The organism is Streptomyces sp. NPDC053673 (assembly GCF_055585225.1).
In genome coordinates, this window is record NZ_JBVJKN010000005.1 from 224,528 (window position 1) to 242,551 (window position 18,024).

The 18,024-nt window shown below is 68.6% G+C and carries 17 protein-coding genes and 1 pseudogene; 7 read left to right on the forward strand and 11 right to left on the reverse strand.

What is annotated here, in order from left to right:
• Positions 1-45: 45 nt before the first annotated feature.
• Together ACZ6ZQ_RS10465 and ACZ6ZQ_RS10470 are read right to left on the reverse strand one after the other, a co-directional pair.
• Positions 46-474, reverse strand: a complete 429-nt coding sequence (locus tag ACZ6ZQ_RS10465) for a GlcG/HbpS family heme-binding protein (RefSeq protein WP_469768131.1) — start codon at positions 472-474, stop codon at positions 46-48.
• 66 nt (positions 475-540) lie between these two features.
• A complete protein-coding gene (locus ACZ6ZQ_RS10470) occupies positions 541-1,758 on the reverse strand; it encodes an MFS transporter (protein WP_469768132.1) in 1,218 nt (405 codons plus the stop codon).
• Positions 1,759-1,931: 173 nt separating this feature from the next.
• On the opposite strand from ACZ6ZQ_RS10470, the gene ACZ6ZQ_RS10475 reads away from it, so the two are divergent.
• The 3 genes and pseudogenes from ACZ6ZQ_RS10475 to ACZ6ZQ_RS10485 form a co-directional block, all read left to right on the forward strand.
• Complete coding sequence (locus ACZ6ZQ_RS10475; protein WP_469768133.1) at positions 1,932-2,405, forward strand: MarR family winged helix-turn-helix transcriptional regulator; 474 nt, start codon at positions 1,932-1,934, stop codon at positions 2,403-2,405.
• A gap of 61 nt (positions 2,406-2,466) precedes the next feature.
• Entirely contained in the window at positions 2,467-2,919 is a 453-nt protein-coding gene (locus ACZ6ZQ_RS10480; RefSeq protein WP_469768134.1) for a GNAT family N-acetyltransferase, read from the forward strand.
• A pseudogene (locus ACZ6ZQ_RS10485) lies at positions 2,918-3,264 on the forward strand (DNA glycosylase AlkZ-like family protein); the annotation flags it as partial. The gene ACZ6ZQ_RS10480 and the pseudogene ACZ6ZQ_RS10485, both read left to right, overlap by 2 nt.
• A 216-nt stretch (positions 3,265-3,480) precedes the next feature.
• Here ACZ6ZQ_RS10485 and ACZ6ZQ_RS10490 read toward each other — a convergent pair.
• From ACZ6ZQ_RS10490 to ACZ6ZQ_RS10500, 3 genes are all read right to left on the reverse strand, one after another.
• Complete coding sequence (locus tag ACZ6ZQ_RS10490) at positions 3,481-4,887, reverse strand: serine hydrolase domain-containing protein (protein ID WP_469768135.1); 1,407 nt, start codon at positions 4,885-4,887, stop codon at positions 3,481-3,483.
• 165 nt (positions 4,888-5,052) lie between these two features.
• On the reverse strand, positions 5,053-6,840 hold the full coding sequence (locus ACZ6ZQ_RS10495) for a HEAT repeat domain-containing protein (protein WP_469768136.1): 1,788 nt from the start codon (positions 6,838-6,840) through the stop codon (positions 5,053-5,055).
• Positions 6,841-6,937: 97 nt separating this feature from the next.
• Entirely contained in the window at positions 6,938-9,718 is a 2,781-nt protein-coding gene (locus ACZ6ZQ_RS10500) for a hypothetical protein (protein ID WP_469768137.1), read from the reverse strand.
• Positions 9,719-9,780: 62 nt separating this feature from the next.
• On the opposite strand from ACZ6ZQ_RS10500, the gene ACZ6ZQ_RS10505 reads away from it, so the two are divergent.
• Positions 9,781-10,353 carry a hypothetical protein gene (locus ACZ6ZQ_RS10505; RefSeq protein WP_469768138.1) on the forward strand — a complete coding sequence of 191 codons (573 nt, stop codon included), beginning with the start codon at positions 9,781-9,783 and terminating at the stop codon, positions 10,351-10,353.
• Between the two features lie 160 nt (positions 10,354-10,513).
• Here the strand turns inward: ACZ6ZQ_RS10505 and ACZ6ZQ_RS10510 are convergent, their stop codons facing one another.
• Positions 10,514-10,948 carry a VOC family protein gene (locus ACZ6ZQ_RS10510; RefSeq protein WP_469768139.1) on the reverse strand — a complete coding sequence of 145 codons (435 nt, stop codon included), beginning with the start codon at positions 10,946-10,948 and terminating at the stop codon, positions 10,514-10,516.
• A 126-nt stretch (positions 10,949-11,074) separates the two neighbouring features.
• The gene (gene dnaB / locus ACZ6ZQ_RS10515) at positions 11,075-12,559 is read right to left on the reverse strand and encodes a replicative DNA helicase (RefSeq protein WP_469768140.1); all 1,485 of its coding nucleotides are present in this window, start codon (positions 12,557-12,559) and stop codon (positions 11,075-11,077) included.
• Positions 12,560-12,983: 424 nt separating this feature from the next.
• Here dnaB and ACZ6ZQ_RS10520 point away from each other — a divergent pair, with 424 nt between their 5' ends.
• A complete protein-coding gene (locus tag ACZ6ZQ_RS10520; RefSeq protein WP_469768141.1) occupies positions 12,984-14,321 on the forward strand; it encodes an MATE family efflux transporter in 1,338 nt (445 codons plus the stop codon).
• A 113-nt stretch (positions 14,322-14,434) separates the two neighbouring features.
• Here the strand turns inward: ACZ6ZQ_RS10520 and rplI are convergent, their stop codons facing one another.
• The 4 genes from rplI to rpsF form a co-directional block, all read right to left on the reverse strand.
• Positions 14,435-14,881: a 50S ribosomal protein L9 gene (gene rplI, locus ACZ6ZQ_RS10525; RefSeq protein ID WP_453662024.1), complete on the reverse strand. Its 447-nt coding sequence runs from the start codon at positions 14,879-14,881 to the stop codon at positions 14,435-14,437.
• Between the two features lie 18 nt (positions 14,882-14,899).
• Positions 14,900-15,136, reverse strand: coding sequence for a 30S ribosomal protein S18 (rpsR, locus tag ACZ6ZQ_RS10530; protein ID WP_005315025.1), 237 nt, complete (start codon positions 15,134-15,136; stop codon positions 14,900-14,902).
• A 57-nt stretch (positions 15,137-15,193) separates the two neighbouring features.
• On the reverse strand, positions 15,194-15,769 hold the full coding sequence (locus ACZ6ZQ_RS10535; protein ID WP_469768142.1) for a single-stranded DNA-binding protein: 576 nt from the start codon (positions 15,767-15,769) through the stop codon (positions 15,194-15,196).
• Between the two features lie 73 nt (positions 15,770-15,842).
• Entirely contained in the window at positions 15,843-16,133 is a 291-nt protein-coding gene (gene rpsF, locus ACZ6ZQ_RS10540; RefSeq protein WP_004950685.1) for a 30S ribosomal protein S6, read from the reverse strand.
• Between the two features lie 284 nt (positions 16,134-16,417).
• On the opposite strand from rpsF, the gene ACZ6ZQ_RS10545 reads away from it, so the two are divergent.
• Both ACZ6ZQ_RS10545 and ACZ6ZQ_RS10550 read left to right on the forward strand, forming a co-directional pair.
• Positions 16,418-16,735: a hypothetical protein gene (locus ACZ6ZQ_RS10545; protein WP_469768143.1), complete on the forward strand. Its 318-nt coding sequence runs from the start codon at positions 16,418-16,420 to the stop codon at positions 16,733-16,735.
• Positions 16,736-16,841: 106 nt separating this feature from the next.
• Positions 16,842-17,960 carry a lipid II:glycine glycyltransferase FemX gene (locus ACZ6ZQ_RS10550; protein WP_469768144.1) on the forward strand — a complete coding sequence of 373 codons (1,119 nt, stop codon included), beginning with the start codon at positions 16,842-16,844 and terminating at the stop codon, positions 17,958-17,960.
• Positions 17,961-18,024 lie beyond the last annotated feature (64 nt).

Here is an 18,024-nt window from a genome sequence, read left to right on the forward strand (position 1 = left end):
AGGACCGCGCCCGTAGGTGTGTCCCGCCTGATCGACCGACACTGCCTAGGCGAGGGCCTTCAGCGCCGCGACCGCGAAGCCGTGGTCCTGCTGCGGTGCGCCGCCCCCGACGCCGATCGCGCCGATGACGCGGCCGTCGCGGTGGACCGGGACGCCGCCCGCGATGAAGAGGAGCGGGCGGTCCAGAGCCGTCGGGAGCGTGTGGAACAGCCCACCCGGCTGCACCGCATCGACGAGGTCCGCGGTGGGGGCGTTCAGCTGCAGCGCCGTGTAGGCCTTGCGCGTGCTGGTCTCGCCTGCGATGAGTACCGCCCGATCGTCGCGGCGGAAGGCCAGCAGGTGGCCCCCGGCGTCGAGGACGGTGATCGCGACGGTCACACCGGCCGCTTCCGCCGCCGAGCGGGCGGCCTCCACGAGAGCCTCGGCATCCTGTGTGGTCAGCGGCGCGACGGCGGTGGTGGCAGTGGCGGTCATGATGAACTCCTTGGTGCGGTAGGGCTGCAGGGCATTGGTGGGGATGAGGGGCCTGGGCGCAGGGGCTCAGTGACGCGCCGCAGGGACGGACACGGGCTCTGTCGCCGCACCGGCGGCCACGACCCGGCTCCCGCGGCGGACGGAAGCGCGCTCCAGGGCGGCCGAGAGGACAGCGAGCCCGAGCGCAGAGGCGGCGAGCAGAGCCCCGACCCAGTTCGGGGCGGTGAAGCCGAGGCCGGCCGCGATGACGATCCCGCCGAGCCAGGCAGAGAGCGCGTTGCCCAGGTTGAAGGCGCCGATGTTGACGGCCGAGGCCAGCGTCGGAGCACCCGACGCCTGGTCGAGGACCCGCTTCTGCAGCGGCGGCACAGTGGCGAAGCCCAGCGCGCCGACGAGCACGATGGTGACGGCTGCCGCGATCTTGTTGTGCGCGGTGAACGTGAACAGTCCCAGCACGAGAGCGAGAGCACCGAGCGAGACATACAGCAGCGGCATCAGCGCCCGGTCCGCGAACCTGCCGCCGACCAGGTTGCCGCCGACCATGCCCAGGCCGAACAGGACGAGCAGCCAGGTGACAGAGGAGTCGGCGAAGCCGGCGATCTCGGTCATCATCGGCGTGATGTAGGTGATCGCTGCGAAGACCCCGCCGAAGCCCAGCACGGTCATCGCCATGGCCAGCAGTACCTGCACATTGCGGAACGCTGCGAGTTCATGGCGCAGCCGTACGCCTTCGGGCCTGGGCTGCTCCGGCACCAGCTTCGCGACTCCGGCAAGCCCCAGCACGCCAAGCCCGGCGACGATGAAGAACGTGGCGCGCCAGCCGACGCTCTGCCCGATGAACGTGCCCAGCGGAACGCCGACGACGTTCGCGACGGTCAGCCCGGTGAACATCATGGCGATGGCGCCGGCCTTCTTCTCGGGGGCGACCAGGTCGGCCGCGACCACCGATCCGATGCCGAAGAACGCGCCATGGGCGAGCGAGGCCACCACACGGCCGGCGAGCATGACACCGAAGGCCGGGGCGACGGCGGACAGCACATTGCCTGCGATGAACAGCCCCATCAGCAGCATCAGCATCCGCTTGCGGGAGACCTTGGTCCCGAGGACGGTCATCAGCGGTGCGCCGAGGACGACCCCGAGGGCGTACCCGGTCACCAGGTAGCCGGCGGTGGGGATGGAGACCTGGAAGTCATCGGCGACTTCTGGGAGCAGTCCCATGATCACGAACTCGGTGGTTCCGATACCGAATGCCCCGATGGCGAGAGCGAGGAGCGCGAGCGGCATGGGGTTGTCACCTTCCAGAAGATTGCGTCTGCGCCTTACGAGCGTCCACAATAATTGCAGACGCCGACTAATTGCAAGCGCGGGCTATTGCATGGGTCGACTATCCTGGGCTCCAGCCCCTCCAAGGCCCACTGCCCCGGCCCTCAAGGCGCTCCTAGCCGAAGGAGAGATCGATGACAGCGACTGACCCGGCACTCACCGCCCTCGCCCAGAGCTGGTGCGCCCTCTCTCTGCTGCATGGCAGGATCGAGGCCCACATCGAGCGGGCCCTCCAGGCCAACCACGATCTGAGCGTGCGCGAGTACTCACTCCTCGATGTCCTGAGCCGTCAGCACAACGGCCCGGGCGGCCATCTCCAGATGAAGCAGGTCGCCGACGCCGTCGTGCTCAGCCAGAGCGCCACGACCCGTCTGGTCACCCGGCTCGAGGACCGAGGGCTGCTCAGCCGCTACCTCTGCGACACCGACCGCCGCGGCATCTACACCGATGTCACGGAGGCCGGCCTGAAGCTGCTCTCCGAGGCCCGGCCGACGAACGACAGCGCACTGCGCGGGGCGCTCGACGAGGCCGCGAAGAACCCCGGGCTGGCCCCCCTGGTCAGGGCGGTCGAGGAACTGAAGATCCCGACCGCAGGGGTACCGGCGTAGGCGCCGTGCGCCTGCATTGATACGGGCGGACTCGAAGGCGCACCCGCATAGGCTGCGGAGCATGAGCGATCTTCAGATACGGCCCGCGTGCCCCGCCGACATCCCCGCGATCGTGGCGATGCTCGCCGACGACCCGCTGGGCGCGCGGCGCGAGTCGCCGGACGACCTCAGCCCGTACACCGCTGCGTTCGAGCGAATGGCGAGAGACTCGAACCAGCATCTCGTGGTCGCAGAGCGGGACGGCCGAGTCGTCGGCACGCTGCAGCTCACCGTCATCCCCGGCCTCTCGAGGCGCGGCGCCAGCCGCTCGATCATCGAAGCGGTACGGATCCACGCCGAGGAACGCGGCAGCGGCCTGGGCACCCAGCTCATCGAATGGGCCGTCGACGAATCCCGGCGCCGTAACTGCCAGTTGGTCCAGCTCACATCCGACGCCTCCCGCACCGACGCCCACCGTTTCTACGAGCGCCTCGGCTTCGAGGCGTCGCACATCGGCTTCAAGCGCACTCTCTGACCGGCAACCGGAACCTCCCGTTGAACCCTGGACAGCGCTACTGCCCAGGCTCGACCCGAGCGCCATGGCCTGGGCCGACCGCAACTTCCATCTCACCGCCGACCACCGGCCTACCCTCTTCGACTACGTCGGGACCGTCGGGCCCACCGTGTGGTGGAACGCGAAATCGTCGGAGGCTGGGCCCAGCGCGCTGACGGCGAGATCGTCTGGCGGCTGCTGTCGGACCCCGGACGTGAGGCCTCCACCGCGATCGAAGCGGAGGCCTCACGACTGTCGGCATGGGTGGGCAAGGCGCGGTTCACGCCGCGCTTCCGTACACCGCTGGAGCGCGAACTGACCGCCTGAGCCCCGAGCCTGGCCGGCCCGGGCCAGTTTCACGTGAAACATCGCTCCGGTCTCACGGTCCGGGAACCAGGGCGCGGGCCCACAGCCCACGGCTTCCGGGCCTCATGTCTGCGCAGCTGGGGCCTCGCGGCTTCACGGTCTCCGCGACTTCAGAGCCACGGCTTCACTTCACTGCTTCAGCACTTCACTGCTTCACTGCTTCAGGGCTTCAGGGCTTCAGGGCTTGGGGGCTTGGGGGCTTGGGGGCTTCAAGCCACGCCAGCCGCCCTCGTCCACCCCACCAGGTACATCGGCCACAGGATCGTACGGCTCACGCGTAAAGGCGAAGGAACCCAGGTCGAGATGGCTCACCGCGCCATCGGTCCGTCGCACGACGCGTAGCGTCTCCCCCGCGTAGTAGCCGTCCAGCCCGGTCCATGTGCCGTCCGGGCAGGCACGGAAGCGCGAGCCGCGGCCGTTCGCCTTCAGCGGGTACAGCTCCAGGCCCCGGTCCGCCACCAGCTTCAGCCCGAAGGCGTACGTGCCCCAGTACCAGGGCCCCGCGAGCTCCAGCAGCGCCTCGTCCACTTCCGGCATCGGACGCCACGGCTCGGGGAAGCTCGGTTCCGCCTCGGCCACGATGCGTACGAGATCGGCGGCGACCACGGCGGTGAGCGGCCCCGCGGTGGCGTTGGCCAGCACCACCGCGGCGACGTCTTCCTCCACACACACCCACAGGCAGGCAACGTACCCGGGCAGCGACCCGGTGTGGCCGATGAGCGTGCGCCCGTCCCTCCGTACGACCTGAAGACCGAGCCCGTACCCGCTGTCCCACTCCCCGGTCTCCGGCGGCGCCGACGGTGTCCGCATCTCGCGTACGGAGTCCGCTGAGAGCACGCGGTCGTCCCCCTCGGCCAGGAAGCCGGCGAACCGGCAGATGTCGGCGGCGGTCGACCAGAGCTGACCGGCCGGGGCCATCAGACCGAGATCCTCGGTCGGCTCGGGCATCATCACATCCGCCCAGGGGTGCACGGCCCATCCGCCCGCATGAGGAGCCTGCGGCTGAGTACTCGTACGGCTCATGCCCAGTGGTTCCAGGATCTCGCGCCGGAGCACCTCGGCCCATGCTTCCCCGCGCACCGCCTCGACCAGCGAACCGAGCAGTGTGTAACCGGGGTTGGAGTAGTGGTACCGACGACCCACAGGGTGCAAAAGAGGCCTGTCGCCGAGTACATCGCTCAGCTCGGGCCGGAGCGTGCCGGGCGTGCGCTCCCACCACGGCGCGGGGCTCTCGGCAACCAGCCCCGCGCTGTGACCCAGGAGTTGGGCGACGGTGACCTCACCCACCCCCGTTCCGGGGAGGTGCTTCTCCAGATGATCGCCCAGGTCGAGCAGCCCTTCGTCCCGCAGCCGCAGGACCAGCACGGCGGTGAAGGTCTTCGTGAGGGAGCCGATGCGGTACTGAGTGTCGGCGTCCGGTGCATGGCCGTCCACGCAGCTGCGCGCACCGCTCCAGACGCGATGTCCGCCCCGGGCCACCGCCCCGACGAGAGAGGGGGCGCGCCCTTCGGACTGCGCGGTGGCCACCCGGTGCAGCAGGGCCCGCTCGGTACTGGGCAGAAGCGATTCGAAAGGTGAGGTCATGCACCAGATCTATCCGAACGGTCCGGCCCGGGTCGACCGGCCTCCTGAGTATCGAAGGGCATCGCGGCCGCACGAACCATCCGCTCTGCGTCCGGTCCCTACTTCACGGATGGCTCGGACAGCCTCTACGAACTGATGTCTCCGGCCTGACCACCCGATCCGGAATCACCCGGAGTCATTCCGAGGCGCCGTGGCCAGCAGCTTCCTCGCCAGGGCACGCGCCTCGTCGTCGGCATGCGGGGTCCCGTCGTTGAACGGGCCGGCGGCCGCAACCCGGCGCGCCGACCACGCGAGTCGCTCCACCGCGGGGCGCGCCTGCCTCGGGAGCCGGCCCATCTCGGTCAGCATCCGCAGCGATTCCATCTGGGGCTCGTAGAAGTGCTCGAACCGAGCGAGCTGGTCGGCCAGTGGCCCCACGGTGTCCGTGGTGCGGCCGGTGATCCGCCAGATCGCCGCCGCGGCCGCCGCCTTGGTGTCCCGCGACGGCGACACCAACCGCCGCTCCAGCTCCGGCAGCAACTCCGCCCCCGCGGGCCCGACCAGACCGGCTGTACCCAGCCACCGGAGCCAGTGTTTCCCGTTCAGCCCGGCCCGTATGTGCTCAACCGCGAGCGAGTGGTCCCCGGTCATCCGCGCGTATGCGAGCGCTGCTCCCACGTCGCCCTTGTGCGCCGCCGCGAGCAGCGCCCGTCGCACGTCGGGCCCGGCATCCGGGCCGAGCGCCGCCAGCACGTCCGCCGAGTCCGGTACGGCGCGGACGAGTTCGCCGAGGCAGCGCACAGCGAGTCCCGGAAAGTGCGCCAGTACCGTGAGCCACTCCGTGCGCGGCCGCTCGGCAACCCTCACGGCCACGGGCTCCGCGACCGCCCCGAAAACCTCAACCGCCGCCGCCACCGCATTCGCTGTCCCGCTGTGCTCCGGCAGTTCGTCCATCAGCCGCAGTACCCGCCCGACAGCGTCCGGCACTCGCAGGCGTACCGCCACGACGGCGGCCGCAGCCCGTCTGTCGTCATCGGACGACTCCAGGAAGGGGACGAGCCACGGCATGTGCTCTTCGCCCTCCAGGGCCGACCCGACGCGCGCGATCTCGTACAGCTGGTAGGCGTGCTCTGCCTCCTTCACCAGCCAGGGCAGCACGTCCCGTTCGCGGTCCCGCCATCTCTCGGTGATGCTGTGCGCGAGAAACGGCATTCCCCGAGCCACGGCGCGCAGCGCGGCATCCGGATCGTCGAGAAGCCGCTCGTCGAGCGGTTGGAAGGGGTCGGGCCATGGCCCCCGACCCAGCGAGACCGGCCGAGCCGCGTATGCCTCCACCGCACACTCCACCAGCTCCGCGGGGAACGGCGCTTCAGCCGTGCGCAACAGATCGTTCGCCGCTGCCAGCCGCACCTCGGGCTCCGGGTCGGACAGCAGCGCCCGGCCCCGCTCGGTCCGGACACCCTCGCTGACATCCAGCAGCCCCAGCGCGGTGACGAGATCCGCCCGCACCTCCGCGTCCTGCTCGCTCGCCAACCGCGCCCTCAGCAACGGCATCAGCGGCAGCGCGCCCTCCCCGCACGCCGCGATCAGCCACACCATCGCCCGCCGTACGCCGCGCTCCTCATCCACCACGAGGCCGAGCATCGAAGGCACCACTTCAGCGATCGCGCGCCGCACCGCCGCGAGGTCCCTGCGGTTGCCGTTGCCATCGGCGATCGCACCGATCAGCCACAGCAGCTCCACCCTGTGGCCCGGCCCATGGAGCGCGAGCCGGCCGAGAAACGGCACGGCAGGCGCCGTGCTCGAATACACCGTCCCCTGATGGCAGAGCGAGGAGACCAGTTCGTCGAGCGCCTCGTCCCGTATGCCTTCCTCCGCGTCCCCCGCGGCCCGCAACAGCTCCGGCACATCGTCCGCCGGCCCGTACGCGTGCGTGAGCCCTGCCCAGTCCACCTCGTCGAGCCGCTCCATCATGAGGCGACCCTACGGGGACGGGCTTGAGGTCCTGCACGGCTGTTGGAGGATCTCGCGGGCCCCGGACCTCGCCGCACACCGGAGTGGCCGAAGGATTTCAGTCCCCGTAGCCGAGTGACTGCCCGGGCGGGCCGACTTCCGGGGGCGGGGGCGTCGCCCGTGCAGGTCCACGGGTGCCTCCACCGCCCCGGGTGACACCCAACTGCCACAGGTGGGCGCCGGGCGCGCCCCGGCCCGGGGCCTCCTCGGGGGAGACTGTCCGGCCCTCGGCCGTGGCCCGCTCGGCGGGCGCCGCCTGCTGCGCGGAGACCGGCCGCTCGGCGGGCGCGGCCTGCTGCATGGAGCCCGACCGCTCGGCGGGCGCGGCCTGTTCCGCGGACGAGGACCGCGCCGTCGTCGCGGTTCGCGCCGCAGTCCTCCAGCGTTCCGGCACGGACGACAGTCGCTGTACCGCCTCTCCGTCCCCTTCCCGCGCCTGCGCGACGGCACGCGCGCGGAGCGCGCTCTGCCGGGCGATGGGCGAGAAGCCCGGTGCCGCGTTCCCCGTCTCGGCCGGCAGCGCGCGGAGGCCCATGGTGTTCAGCTCCGCCTGGAGGCCCGTCTTCGGGGCGAACACCTCGCGCGGCAGCTGCCAGGATGCCGCACCGTCCACATCCACCCGGTGCTCCCTGCCGTCCACAGCGAAGGTGAGACCGTAGCCGATGTACTGATCGTCCTTGTCGAAGAGCAGGTCCCCCTTGATCTCTCCGCCCCGGTCCCGCACCTCGTCCGCGAGCACCTGCACGGCGGCGGGCAGCGGGTTCGTGCGGCCGAGACTGGCGACATAGCCGTCCGCGTCGACCGTCCTCTGCTCCTTCTCCCCGTCCTTGCCGACCGTGTACGACATCCGGAAGCGGGTCCGCCCGTCCTCGCCCCGGACCGTCTCGATCTCGCCCACGGTCGCGTTGCCGAACTCCAGACGTCCCTCACCGCCCGGGCCGTACTTCTCCGCCATCGCCCCGAACTGCACCTGGTGCTTGAGCGCTGCCGGCGGGCGCCCCCGCCCGACGATTGTGACCCTCGCATCGGGGTTGTTCAGCAGGATGATCTCCGCGTTGGCGACCCCGGTCCCCCCTGATCCGGCGATGATCCAGTGCTGGGCGTCCCGCGCGTCGAATCGGTTCTCGGCGACCTCGTCACCCATCAGCGCCCGCCCCGGGGCCTCCTCACGCGCGGCCTCCCACTTGCGGGTCGCCTCGAGGACGGTGAAACAGTTCTGGATACGGACGGCGGGCTCGCCGTCCGGCCCGGCCTGGAGAGCGTCCTTCAGCGGCGACGCGTCCAGGGCGCCCAGTACGGTCCGGGTGTCCACGCCGCCCCGTTCGGCCCTGGTCAGCCAGTCGCGCAACTCCTCCGCACCGGCAATCCCCTGCCCCCCGAGCTCCCGCAGCCGCTCACCGACCAGTCGCAGGGCCTCGCTGCGGCTCTCCACCCCGTCCGGGCCACGGACGGTTCCCGGCACGAGCTCCGCCGGCAGCCCGGTCGCCACACTCGGCGTGCCGTCACAGGCCACCCACAGCGGAGTCTCGCTCTCCGTACCGTCCTTGTCGAACGCACTTATCTCGGCGAGGAGTTCACCGTTCCTGCCGAGCCGGAGCCGCGCGTGCCCGTTCACCACATCACCCTGGGCGGCCAACTGGTCCTCCCACAGGCGGACCGCCCCGATCGGCACCCGGTGCCGCGGATCGTCCACGGTCCGGTACGGGTCCGCCCCCATCCACTGCGCCAGGTCCCGGTCCTGGTCCGCCGACTGCACAATCCCTTCGCCGGGATCCAGATGCCAGCGTCCGACGCCGTCGATCAGCAGCGCTTCCGGATCGCGGCCGCTGAGGCTCGCCCCGCCACCGATCACCACCGCGCGGAGCGGGAACTCGCCGGCCCCTAGCTGCTCCTGCAGCCTCTGCGTGGTCCGCTCACTGACCTGCTCCCGCCATGCCGCCCACTCCTTGGTGGCCGCGTCCAACTGGTCGCGCGGCAGCGGAAGCCCGTTCTGGTCGTAGCCGGGCATGGGCATGGTGACCTCTCGCCGGCCGATGAACGCCTCGACCTGACGCTCGGCACGCAGGGCCGCATCACGGGACGCCTGCAGGGCGGTGGCATCGGCGGGGGCGAGCTGCTCGATGGGACGGGCGAGGTCGTCGAGCAGGCTCACGGAATCAGTGGAGAGGGAGCCGAACGACACTCGATATCGCGCGCGTGCCGCCCTCGCCTGGGCGTAGAACGCCTCCCCGTCGCTCATGGCGACAGTCGGTCGGATCCCGTACGGGTCGAGCAGTGCGGAGAACTGCGCACGCGTCTCCATCTGCTGCTGCTCGGACAGCCCGGTGTTCAGGCTCCGTTCGGCGAGCCAGTTGAGCTCGCCTATGCGCCCCATGTCCGCGGTGGACAACTCATGACGCGCCGGGAGTTCGGCTCCTTCACGCAGGAAGTCCTCCTGCACGAGGGCCACCCCCTGGGCGGCACGCTCGCGCACGGCGACGAGCTCGCCGACTTCGTGTGCGAGTACCCGTCCCAGCATCTCGGTCGGAAGGCGGTCGGAGACGTGGATGACGTAGTTCTGCGTGGTCGTGTTCGTCGCCGTGTCGGCGATCGTCCCCGTCTCCAGCGGAACGGCATCCACCCAGATCTTCGCTGACTCGCCCTGGCTGTCCCGCAACTCGAAATACTGACGTTCGTCCTCGCTCCGGCCCGAGTGAAGCGAGCCCAGCCTTTCTCCCAGGACAACAGCGGCGACCGCGCTCATGTCCCGCCTCGCGGCCGACACGAGTTCTTCCTGGTGCGCCTGTGAGTACGACTGCCATGCGCCCAACACCATCCGGGGATCGGCCGACCTCTCCACGTGATGCCCCTCCCCAGGCCCTGCGCATATGCATATCGCCCAACAGACTTTAGGATCATGCCATGTTGAGAGCTCGCTCCTCACTCGAAGCGCACCTGTACATGGACCTGCACCCATGCGAGTGCGGGAGCTCCGACTTCGACCGCCGGCACCGCCTGGAGCAGCACGGTGACGACCTCGTCACCGTGTACGAAGGCACATGCCGGAAGTGCGGCCGCGACCGGCTCTTCACCTTCCTGATGGCGGACGAAATCCCACCGCCGCCGCCCGCCTTCGGCGGCCCTCAGCCGTCCCAGATCATCGATCCCGGTGAGTTCGCGGAGGTCGCGGACCGCGTCTCCCGCCACGCCGGGCTCGAGATGCTCAATTCACCCGAATCCGAGCACCACAAGTATCGCGGCGCGATGGCCTACGCACTGGCCGCCATCGAAGAGGTCTCCAAGTTCATTCCACCGGGCCAGGCCGCGGTCCCCGCGTCCGCCTTCACCTCCGCAGCCGGCAAGGCCCGCTACGAAAGAGACCCGGGAAAGTTCCGTCGCGACATTCTCGAGATCGAGCTACGCCTCACGCGCAAGGTCCTCGCCGACATCGACGAGGTCAGCACCCCACCCGGCGGCACCGACCCCAAGGCGTGATCAGCCCGACCGGAAGACCGGGGCCGTACTCTGCCGAACCGGCCGGACGGCTCATCGTCCCGAGCGCCTGATCCGGCGATCTGCGCCACAGCGCCCTCATCGATCGGGGGCGTCTCTTCGTCTGGCTCATGAGGGCAGAACGAGGACACGTTCGCGTCCCTCAGTCGAGACAGAACTCGTTGCCCTCGATGTCCTGCATCACCATGCACGACTCATTGACGCCATCGGCAAGCAGTAGCCGCACGCGCACCGCGCCGAGCGCGACCAGTCGTGCGCACTCGGCCTCGAGTGTGGCAAGGCGCTCTTCACCCACGAGCCCGGTGCCGACCCGCACGTCAAGATGCAACCGATTCTTGACGACCTTTCCTTCAGGAACGCGCTGGAAGTACATGCGCGGTCCCACACCTGAGGGATCCATGCAGACGAACGCTGAACCCTGACGCTCAAGCGGCAGCGAGCGATTGAAATCGTCCCAGGTAGCAAACCCCTCCGGTGGCGGCGGTACGACGTACCCCAACACCTCGCACCAGAATCGAGCGACGCGCTCAGGTTCTGCGCAGTCGAAGGTGACTTGGAACTGCTTGATCGACGCCATCGGCCCACCATAGTGGCGCGTGCTGTTCCACCGAGACCCTGGTCGTCTCCGTGTCCTATGGGACACTCGGCGGACATCCCCGGTGAGAAGGACACGGGGTCCGAGAACCTGCAGCATGGCCGTGGATCAGGTCTGAGCCATGTCCACGAAGCGCGAGTAGTGGCCCTGGAAGGCGACCGTGATGGTCGCGGTCGGGCCGTTACGGTGCTTGGCCACGATCAGGTCGGCCTCGCCCGCGCGCGGCGACTCCTTCTCGTACGCGTCCTCGCGGTGCAGCAGGATGACCATGTCCGCGTCCTGCTCGATGGAGCCGGATTCACGCAGGTCGGAGACCATCGGCTTCTTGTCCGTACGCTGTTCGGGGCCACGGTTCAGCTGGGAGAGCGCGATGACCGGGATCTCCAGCTCCTTGGCGAGCAGCTTGAGGTTACGGGACATGTCCGAGACCTCCTGCTGCCGGCTCTCTGCCCGCTTGGAGCCTCCGGACTGCATCAGCTGCAGATAGTCGATGACGACCAGCTTCAGATCGTTGCGCTGCTTGAGCCGGCGGCACTTGGCGCGGATCTCCATCATCGACAGGTTCGGGGAGTCGTCGATGTACAGCGGAGCCTGGGAGACATCGGGCATCCGGCGGGCCAGCCGGGTCCAGTCCTCATCCGTCATCGTCCCGGAGCGCATGTGGTGCAGCGCCACGCGTGCCTCGGCGGACAGCAGACGCATCGCGATCTCGTTGCGGCCCATTTCGAGGGAGAAGATGACGCTGGGCAGATTGTTCTTGATCGAGGCGGCACGAGCGAAGTCCAGTGCAAGCGTGGACTTACCCATGGCGGGACGGGCCGCGATGACGATCATCTGGCCGGGATGCAGACCGTTGGTGAGCGAGTCGAAGTCGGTGAAGCCGGTGGGCACTCCGGTCATCTCACCGCTGCGCGAACCGATCGCCTCGATCTCGTCGAGCGCGCCTTCCATGATGTCGCCGAGCGGCAGATAGTCCTCGCTGGTCCGCTGCTCGGTGACGGCGTAGATCTCGGCCTGGGCCGAGTTCACGATCTCGTCGACGTCGCCGTCCGCCGCGTATCCCATCTGTGTGATGCGTGTGCCGGCCTCCACGAGGCGGCGCAGCACCGCGCGCTCGTGGACGATCTCCGCGTAGTACGAGGCGTTGGCCGCGGTCGGGACCGACTGGACCAGCGTGTGCAGATACGAGGCACCGCCGACGCGGGTGATCTCGCCGCGCTTGGTCAGCTCGGCGGCCACCGTGATGGGGTCGGCGGGCTCACCCTTGGCATACAGATCGAGGATCGCCTGATAGACGGTCTCGTGCGCGGGCCGGTAGAAGTCATGGCCCTTGATGATCTCGACTACGTCCGCGATGGCGTCCTTGGACAGCAGCATGCCGCCGAGGACGGACTGTTCGGCATCGAGGTCCTGTGGAGGCACCCGCTCGAAGCCGGGTGAGCTGTCGTCCCAGGGGCCGCTTTCCCTGCTCCGCTCGTGCTGCTCCTCGCGGCCGCGGCCACGGCCCTCTCCCCGTCGCGGACGGGAGACGGGCAGACGGTCACCCGGACCGGTGTCGGCCCAGGGATCGTCCAGGGGCTCGGGAATGCTCACCGGCCACCTCCTCCCGTCCGCTCCGCGGACCTCGCCATGGCACTCTTTTTACGACACAGCACTGACAAAACGAGAGGCCCGACTCCGCTCTCTGGCACGTCGGGCGCCGGTCCACGTTAGGGCTGTCGGCACCGTCAGCCAATCTGGTTATCCACAGGCCATGTGGACGAGGGACCAGATGCTGTGGAGAACCCCACAGAACCTGTGCACGGACCAGGGGACAGCACTGTGGACAAAGTCATAGCACTTCCGCCGCGACTGCTTTGAGCTGCGGTTTTTCCGTCCACCGGCTGTGGGGGAGAAAAACTTTCCCGACTGGACCAAGATCAGAACAAACGGCGCACAGCAGAAGTCTCATCCCACAGTTTGGTAAGGACCACCGATACATTGCATCTCTTACCTGTGGAAGATTAGATTGAGCGCCATGACAGAGGCCCCCACGGCACCGAACACCAGCCGACGACGCCATGACCGCGAGATCGTCGCGCTGGCCGTACCCGCCTTCGGAGCCCTCGTCGCCGAGCCGCTCTTCCTGATGGTCGACAGCGCCATCGTCGGCCACCTCGGCACTCCGCAACTTGCCGGACTGGGGGTCGCCGCCGCGCTGCTGACCACGGCGGTGAGCGTCTTCGTCTTTCTCGCCTACGCCACTACGGCAGCGGTCGCCCGCAGGGTCGGCGCCGGCGAACTGGGCGCCGCCATCCGCCAAGGCATGGACGGGATCTGGCTGGCCCTGCTGCTCGGCGCGGCCGTCATCGCGGTCACCTTGCCCATGGCACCCTGGCTCATCGAGATCTTCGGAGCCTCCGACACTGCTGCTCCGTACGCCACCACCTATCTCCGAATATCCAGCCTCGGTATCCCCGCGATGCTCGTCGTGATGGCCGCTACCGGTGTACTGCGCGGCCTCCAGGACACCCGTACGCCGCTGTACGTCGCCATCGCCGGCTTCGCCGCCAACGCGGCGCTCAACGCGGGCCTCGTCTATGGCGTGGGACTCGGTATCGCAGGTTCCGCCTGGGGCACCGTCATCGCTCAGTGCGGAATGGCTGCCGCCTATCTCGTCGTGGTCATCCGCGGAGCCCGTCGGCACGGCGCCTCGCTGCGCCCCGACGCCGCAGGCATTCGAGCCAGTGCTCAGGCCGGCGTCCCGCTTCTGGTCCGTACGCTCTCCCTGCGCGCTGTCCTGCTGATCGCCACTGCCGTTGCGGCGCGCCTGGGCGACACCGATATCGCCGCGCACCAGATCATTCTTGCCCTCTGGAGCCTCATGGCCTTCGCACTGGACGCGATCGCCATCGCCGGGCAGGCGATCATCGGCCGGTATCTGGGCGCCGACGATCCCCAAGGCGCACGTGAGGCCTGCCGTCGCATGGTGCAGTGGGGCATCGTCTCGGGTCTGGTGCTCGGAGCTTTGATCGTGCTGGCCCGTCCGCTCTTCGTGCCTCTCTTCACCGGCGACCAAGCGGTCCAGAGCGCCCTGATTCCGGCCTTGCTCGTGGTCGCGCTCTCCCAGCCGGTCGCCGGCGTGGTCTTTGTGCTGGACGGTGTCCTCATGGGTGCCGGGGACGGCCCCTATCTGGCTGGGGCGATGGTGGTGACCCTCGCGGTCTTCGCCCCCGTCGCCCTGCTTGTCCCTGCCCTCGGCGGGGGACTGACCGCGCTCTGGTGGGCGATGGCACTCATGATGACGGTCCGCATGCTGACCCTGTGGCTGCGCACCCGTTCCGGCCGCTGGATCGTCACGGGAGCAACGCGCTGACAAGGGCTGCTCTCGCTGTTTCACGTGAAACAGCCGCCGATCCCGTTTCACGTGAAACAGCGAGAGGGCCGCACCTGGCAGGTGCGGCCCTCTCATGCTCTGCGAGCAGTCGCTCAGGCGGCGACAACCTCGATGCCGAGGTTCGCGGCAACCTCGGGGTGCAGACGCACGGACACCTGGTGCGAGCCCAGGGTCTTGATCGGCGAACCGAGCTCGACGCGGCGCTTGTCGACGTCCGGGCCACCGGCGGACTTGATCGCGGAAGCGATGTCAGCCGGAGTCACGGAGCCGAAGAGGCGGCCGGCGTCGCCGGAGCGAACGGCCAGACGCACCTTCACGCCCTCGAGGCGGGCCTTGATCTCGTTGGCCTGCTCGATGGTCGCGATCTCGTGGATCTTGCGGGCGCGGCGGATCTGCTCGACGTCCTTCTCGCCACCCTTGGTCCAGCGGATCGCGAAACCGCGCGGGACCAGGTAGTTGCGAGCGTAGCCGTCCTTGACGTCGACGACGTCACCGGCGGCACCGAGGCCAGAGACCTCGTGGGTGAGGATGATCTTCATTTTTCGGTCACCCTTCCCTTAGCGCGCGGTGGACGTGTAGGGCAGCAGCGCCATCTCACGGCTGTTCTTGACGGCCGTGGCGACGTCACGCTGGTGCTGCGTGCAGTTGCCGGTCACGCGACGGGCACGGATCTTGCCGCGGTCGGAAATGAACTTCCGCAGCATGTTCGTGTCCTTGTAGTCCACGTACGCGGTCTTGTCCTTGCAGAAAGCGCAGACCTTCTTCTTCGGCTTGCGCACAGGCGGCTTCGCCATGGTGTATCTCCTGTGTGATCAAGAAGTGGGGGTACGAGCTGCCCCTGGGACGGATCCCTAGAAGGGGGGCTCGTCCGAGTAGCCGCCGCCGGAGCTTCCGCCCCAGCCGCCACCGCCGCCGCCCTGCTGCTGACCGCCGGCCGGCGCACTGGTGGCCCAGGGGTCGTCGGCGGGAGCACCGCCGCCACCCTGCTGGCCACCGCTGGGACCGCCGCCCCAGTTGCCGCCGCCCTGCTGGCCGCCGCCGTAGCCGCCCTGGCCACCGCGACCGGTGGTCTTGGTGACCTTGGCCGTGGCGTTCTTGAGGCTGGGGCCGACTTCCTCGACGTCCAGCTCGTAGACCGTGCGCTTGACTCCCTCGCGGTCCTCGTAGGACCGCTGCTTCAGCCGGCCCTGCACGACGACACGCATGCCGCGCTGGAGCGACTCGGCGACGTTCTCCGCCGCCTGACGCCAGACCGAGCAGGTGAGGAACAGGCTCTCGCCGTCCTTCCACTCATTGGTCTGACGGTCGAAGGTGCGGGGAGTGGACGCGACGCGGAACTTCGCGACCGCCGCACCGGACGGGGTGAAACGCAGCTCGGGGTCGTCGACGAGATTGCCGACGACCGTGATGACGGTCTCGCCTGCCATGGGTGAACCTCTCGGCGGGATTGCTGCTGGCTGCTTGCTGCTACTCGAACCCGATGACCTCTGAGCTAGGCGCTCAGTGGGTCTCGGGACGGAGGACCTTGGTCCGGAGGACCGACTCGTTCAGGTTCATCTGGCGGTCGAGCTCCTTGACGACCGCAGGCTCGGCCTGCAGGTCGATGACCGAGTAGATGCCCTCGGGCTTCTTCTTGATCTCGTAAGCGAGACGACGACGGCCCCAGGTGTCGACCTTCTCAACCTTTCCGTTGCCCTCACGGACGACGGAGAGGAAGTTCTCGATCAGCGGGGAGACAGCGCGCTCCTCGAGATCGGGGTCGAGGATGACCATCACCTCGTAGTGACGCATGTGGAACCCACCTCCTTTGGACTCAGCGGCCACGGTCGTTCCGTGGCAGGAGGGTCGTGATGCGTAAGCATCGATGTCTACGAGTAAATCAGGCGCCACTGACAATCGGCCTCGAAAAGCGAGGGATCGAGTGCTGGCCTGGGCAGACACCGGTGCAGACCGTACAGAGTACCCGCAGACCCGCTTCCGGTTGAAATCCGGCTGCGAGGGGCCGCACCCTGTATCCATCGGGTGTGGGCGGCGTCACAGTGCGCCGCCTTTCCGGCAACGCCAGGAGGTGCTTCATGGCACAGACAATGCGATCGAACCCCACCGGCTCTCTCCTCGCCACGGACGGCAAACCCCATCCACTTCAGGACACCCTGATGGTGGTGACGCTGGTCCTGGGTGTCGTGGCCTTTGTGTCCGCCCTGTTCGACAGCCTCCACCTGCTCAGCTCCTGGTCCGGGCTGATCGGAATTCTCACGGGCGCGTACGGCCAGTTCATCTCCGCCACGACCCGTGAACGCTTCCTCCTGATCATCGGACTCGGTGCCTCAGCCTTGGGCTTTTTCCTCGGGATGGCACACGGCGGGCTCTTCGGTGGCTTGATCGGCTACTAGCCCCTTCGCTCACGGCTACGCGGGGTGTTGCCACGGCCCAGTAGGCTTCGGCGCGAGAGCCGGAGCCCCTGACCCATGGGGACACACCTGCCGAGGAGCACCCCGCATGAGCCTGACCCTGAGGACCATCAGCCGAGAGCAGCATCTGGCGTACATCCAGAGCCTGCCCGCGGCGAGTCACTGCCAGGTCCCGGCGTGGGCGGATGTCAAGACCGAGTGGCGCTCGGAGAGCCTTGGCTGGTTCGACAAGAGCGGGGAGCTCGTCGGAGTCGGTCTCGTCCTGTACCGCCAGCTGCCCAAGATCAAGCGGTACCTGGCGTATCTGCCCGAGGGCCCGGTGATCAACTGGTATGCCCCGAACCTGGACGACTGGCTGCAGCCGATGCTGGCGCACCTCAAGCACCAGGGCGCCTTCTCCGTGAAGATGGGCCCGCCGGTCGTCATCCGCCGCTGGGACGCGCCTGCGATCAAGGCCGGTATCCAGGACCCGGATGTGAAGCGTCTGCGTGACGTCGAAGCCACCCACATCGAGCCGCGCGCCTTCGAGGTCGCGGACCGGCTGCGCAAGATGGGCTGGCAGCAGGGCGAGGACGGCGGCGCCGGCTTCGGTGACGTACAGCCCCGGTACGTCTACCAAGTACCCCTGGCCAACCGGTCGCTCGACGATGTCCTCAAGGGCTTCAACCAGCTGTGGCGGCGCAACATCAAGAAGGCCGAGAAGGCCGGCGTCGAGGTCGTCCAGGGCGGCTACGACGACCTCGCCGAGTGGCAGCGGCTGTACGAGATCACGGCGGAGCGCGACCGCTTCCGGCCCCGCCCGCTTTCGTACTTCCAGCGCATGTGGACGGTGCTGAACAGCGAGGACCCGAACCGCATGCGTCTCTACTTCGCGCGGCACAACGGGGTGAACCTGTCTGCGGCGACGATGCTCGTGGTCGGCGGGCACGTCTGGTACTCGTACGGCGCTTCCGACAACATCGGCCGCGAGTTCCGGCCCTCGAACGCGATGCAGTGGCGGATGCTGCGCGACGCCTACGCCATGGGCGCCACCGTCTACGACCTGCGCGGTATCAGCGACTCGCTCGACGAGACCGACCACCTCTTCGGCCTGATCCAGTTCAAGGTCGGCACCGGCGGAGAGGCCGTCGAATACGTCGGTGAGTGGGATTTCCCGCTCAACAAGCTCCTGCACAAGGCGCTCGACATCTACATGTCGCGCCGCTGATCCTTCCGTAACCTCGCTCATATCTCTGATACACCGCTGCCACCAGAAAGGTTCCGGTCCGGCC

Coding starts and splice junctions, on each gene's coding strand:
- ACZ6ZQ_RS10465 (WP_469768131.1), bottom strand. CDS start 474: ATGACCGCCACTGCCACCACCGCCGTCGCGCCGCTGACCACACAGGAT.
- ACZ6ZQ_RS10470 (WP_469768132.1), bottom strand. CDS start 1,758: ATGCCGCTCGCGCTCCTCGCTCTCGCCATCGGGGCATTCGGTATCGGA.
- ACZ6ZQ_RS10475 (WP_469768133.1), top strand. CDS start 1,932: ATGACAGCGACTGACCCGGCACTCACCGCCCTCGCCCAGAGCTGGTGC.
- ACZ6ZQ_RS10480 (WP_469768134.1), top strand. CDS start 2,467: ATGAGCGATCTTCAGATACGGCCCGCGTGCCCCGCCGACATCCCCGCG.
- ACZ6ZQ_RS10490 (WP_469768135.1), bottom strand. CDS start 4,887: ATGACCTCACCTTTCGAATCGCTTCTGCCCAGTACCGAGCGGGCCCTG.
- ACZ6ZQ_RS10495 (WP_469768136.1), bottom strand. CDS start 6,840: ATGATGGAGCGGCTCGACGAGGTGGACTGGGCAGGGCTCACGCACGCG.
- ACZ6ZQ_RS10505 (WP_469768138.1), top strand. CDS start 9,781: ATGTTGAGAGCTCGCTCCTCACTCGAAGCGCACCTGTACATGGACCTG.
- ACZ6ZQ_RS10510 (WP_469768139.1), bottom strand. CDS start 10,948: ATGGCGTCGATCAAGCAGTTCCAAGTCACCTTCGACTGCGCAGAACCT.
- ACZ6ZQ_RS10520 (WP_469768141.1), top strand. CDS start 12,984: ATGACAGAGGCCCCCACGGCACCGAACACCAGCCGACGACGCCATGAC.
- rplI (WP_453662024.1), bottom strand. CDS start 14,881: ATGAAGATCATCCTCACCCACGAGGTCTCTGGCCTCGGTGCCGCCGGT.
- rpsR (WP_005315025.1), bottom strand. CDS start 15,136: ATGGCGAAGCCGCCTGTGCGCAAGCCGAAGAAGAAGGTCTGCGCTTTC.
- ACZ6ZQ_RS10535 (WP_469768142.1), bottom strand. CDS start 15,769: ATGGCAGGCGAGACCGTCATCACGGTCGTCGGCAATCTCGTCGACGAC.
- rpsF (WP_004950685.1), bottom strand. CDS start 16,133: ATGCGTCACTACGAGGTGATGGTCATCCTCGACCCCGATCTCGAGGAG.
- ACZ6ZQ_RS10545 (WP_469768143.1), top strand. CDS start 16,418: ATGGCACAGACAATGCGATCGAACCCCACCGGCTCTCTCCTCGCCACG.
- ACZ6ZQ_RS10550 (WP_469768144.1), top strand. CDS start 16,842: ATGAGCCTGACCCTGAGGACCATCAGCCGAGAGCAGCATCTGGCGTAC.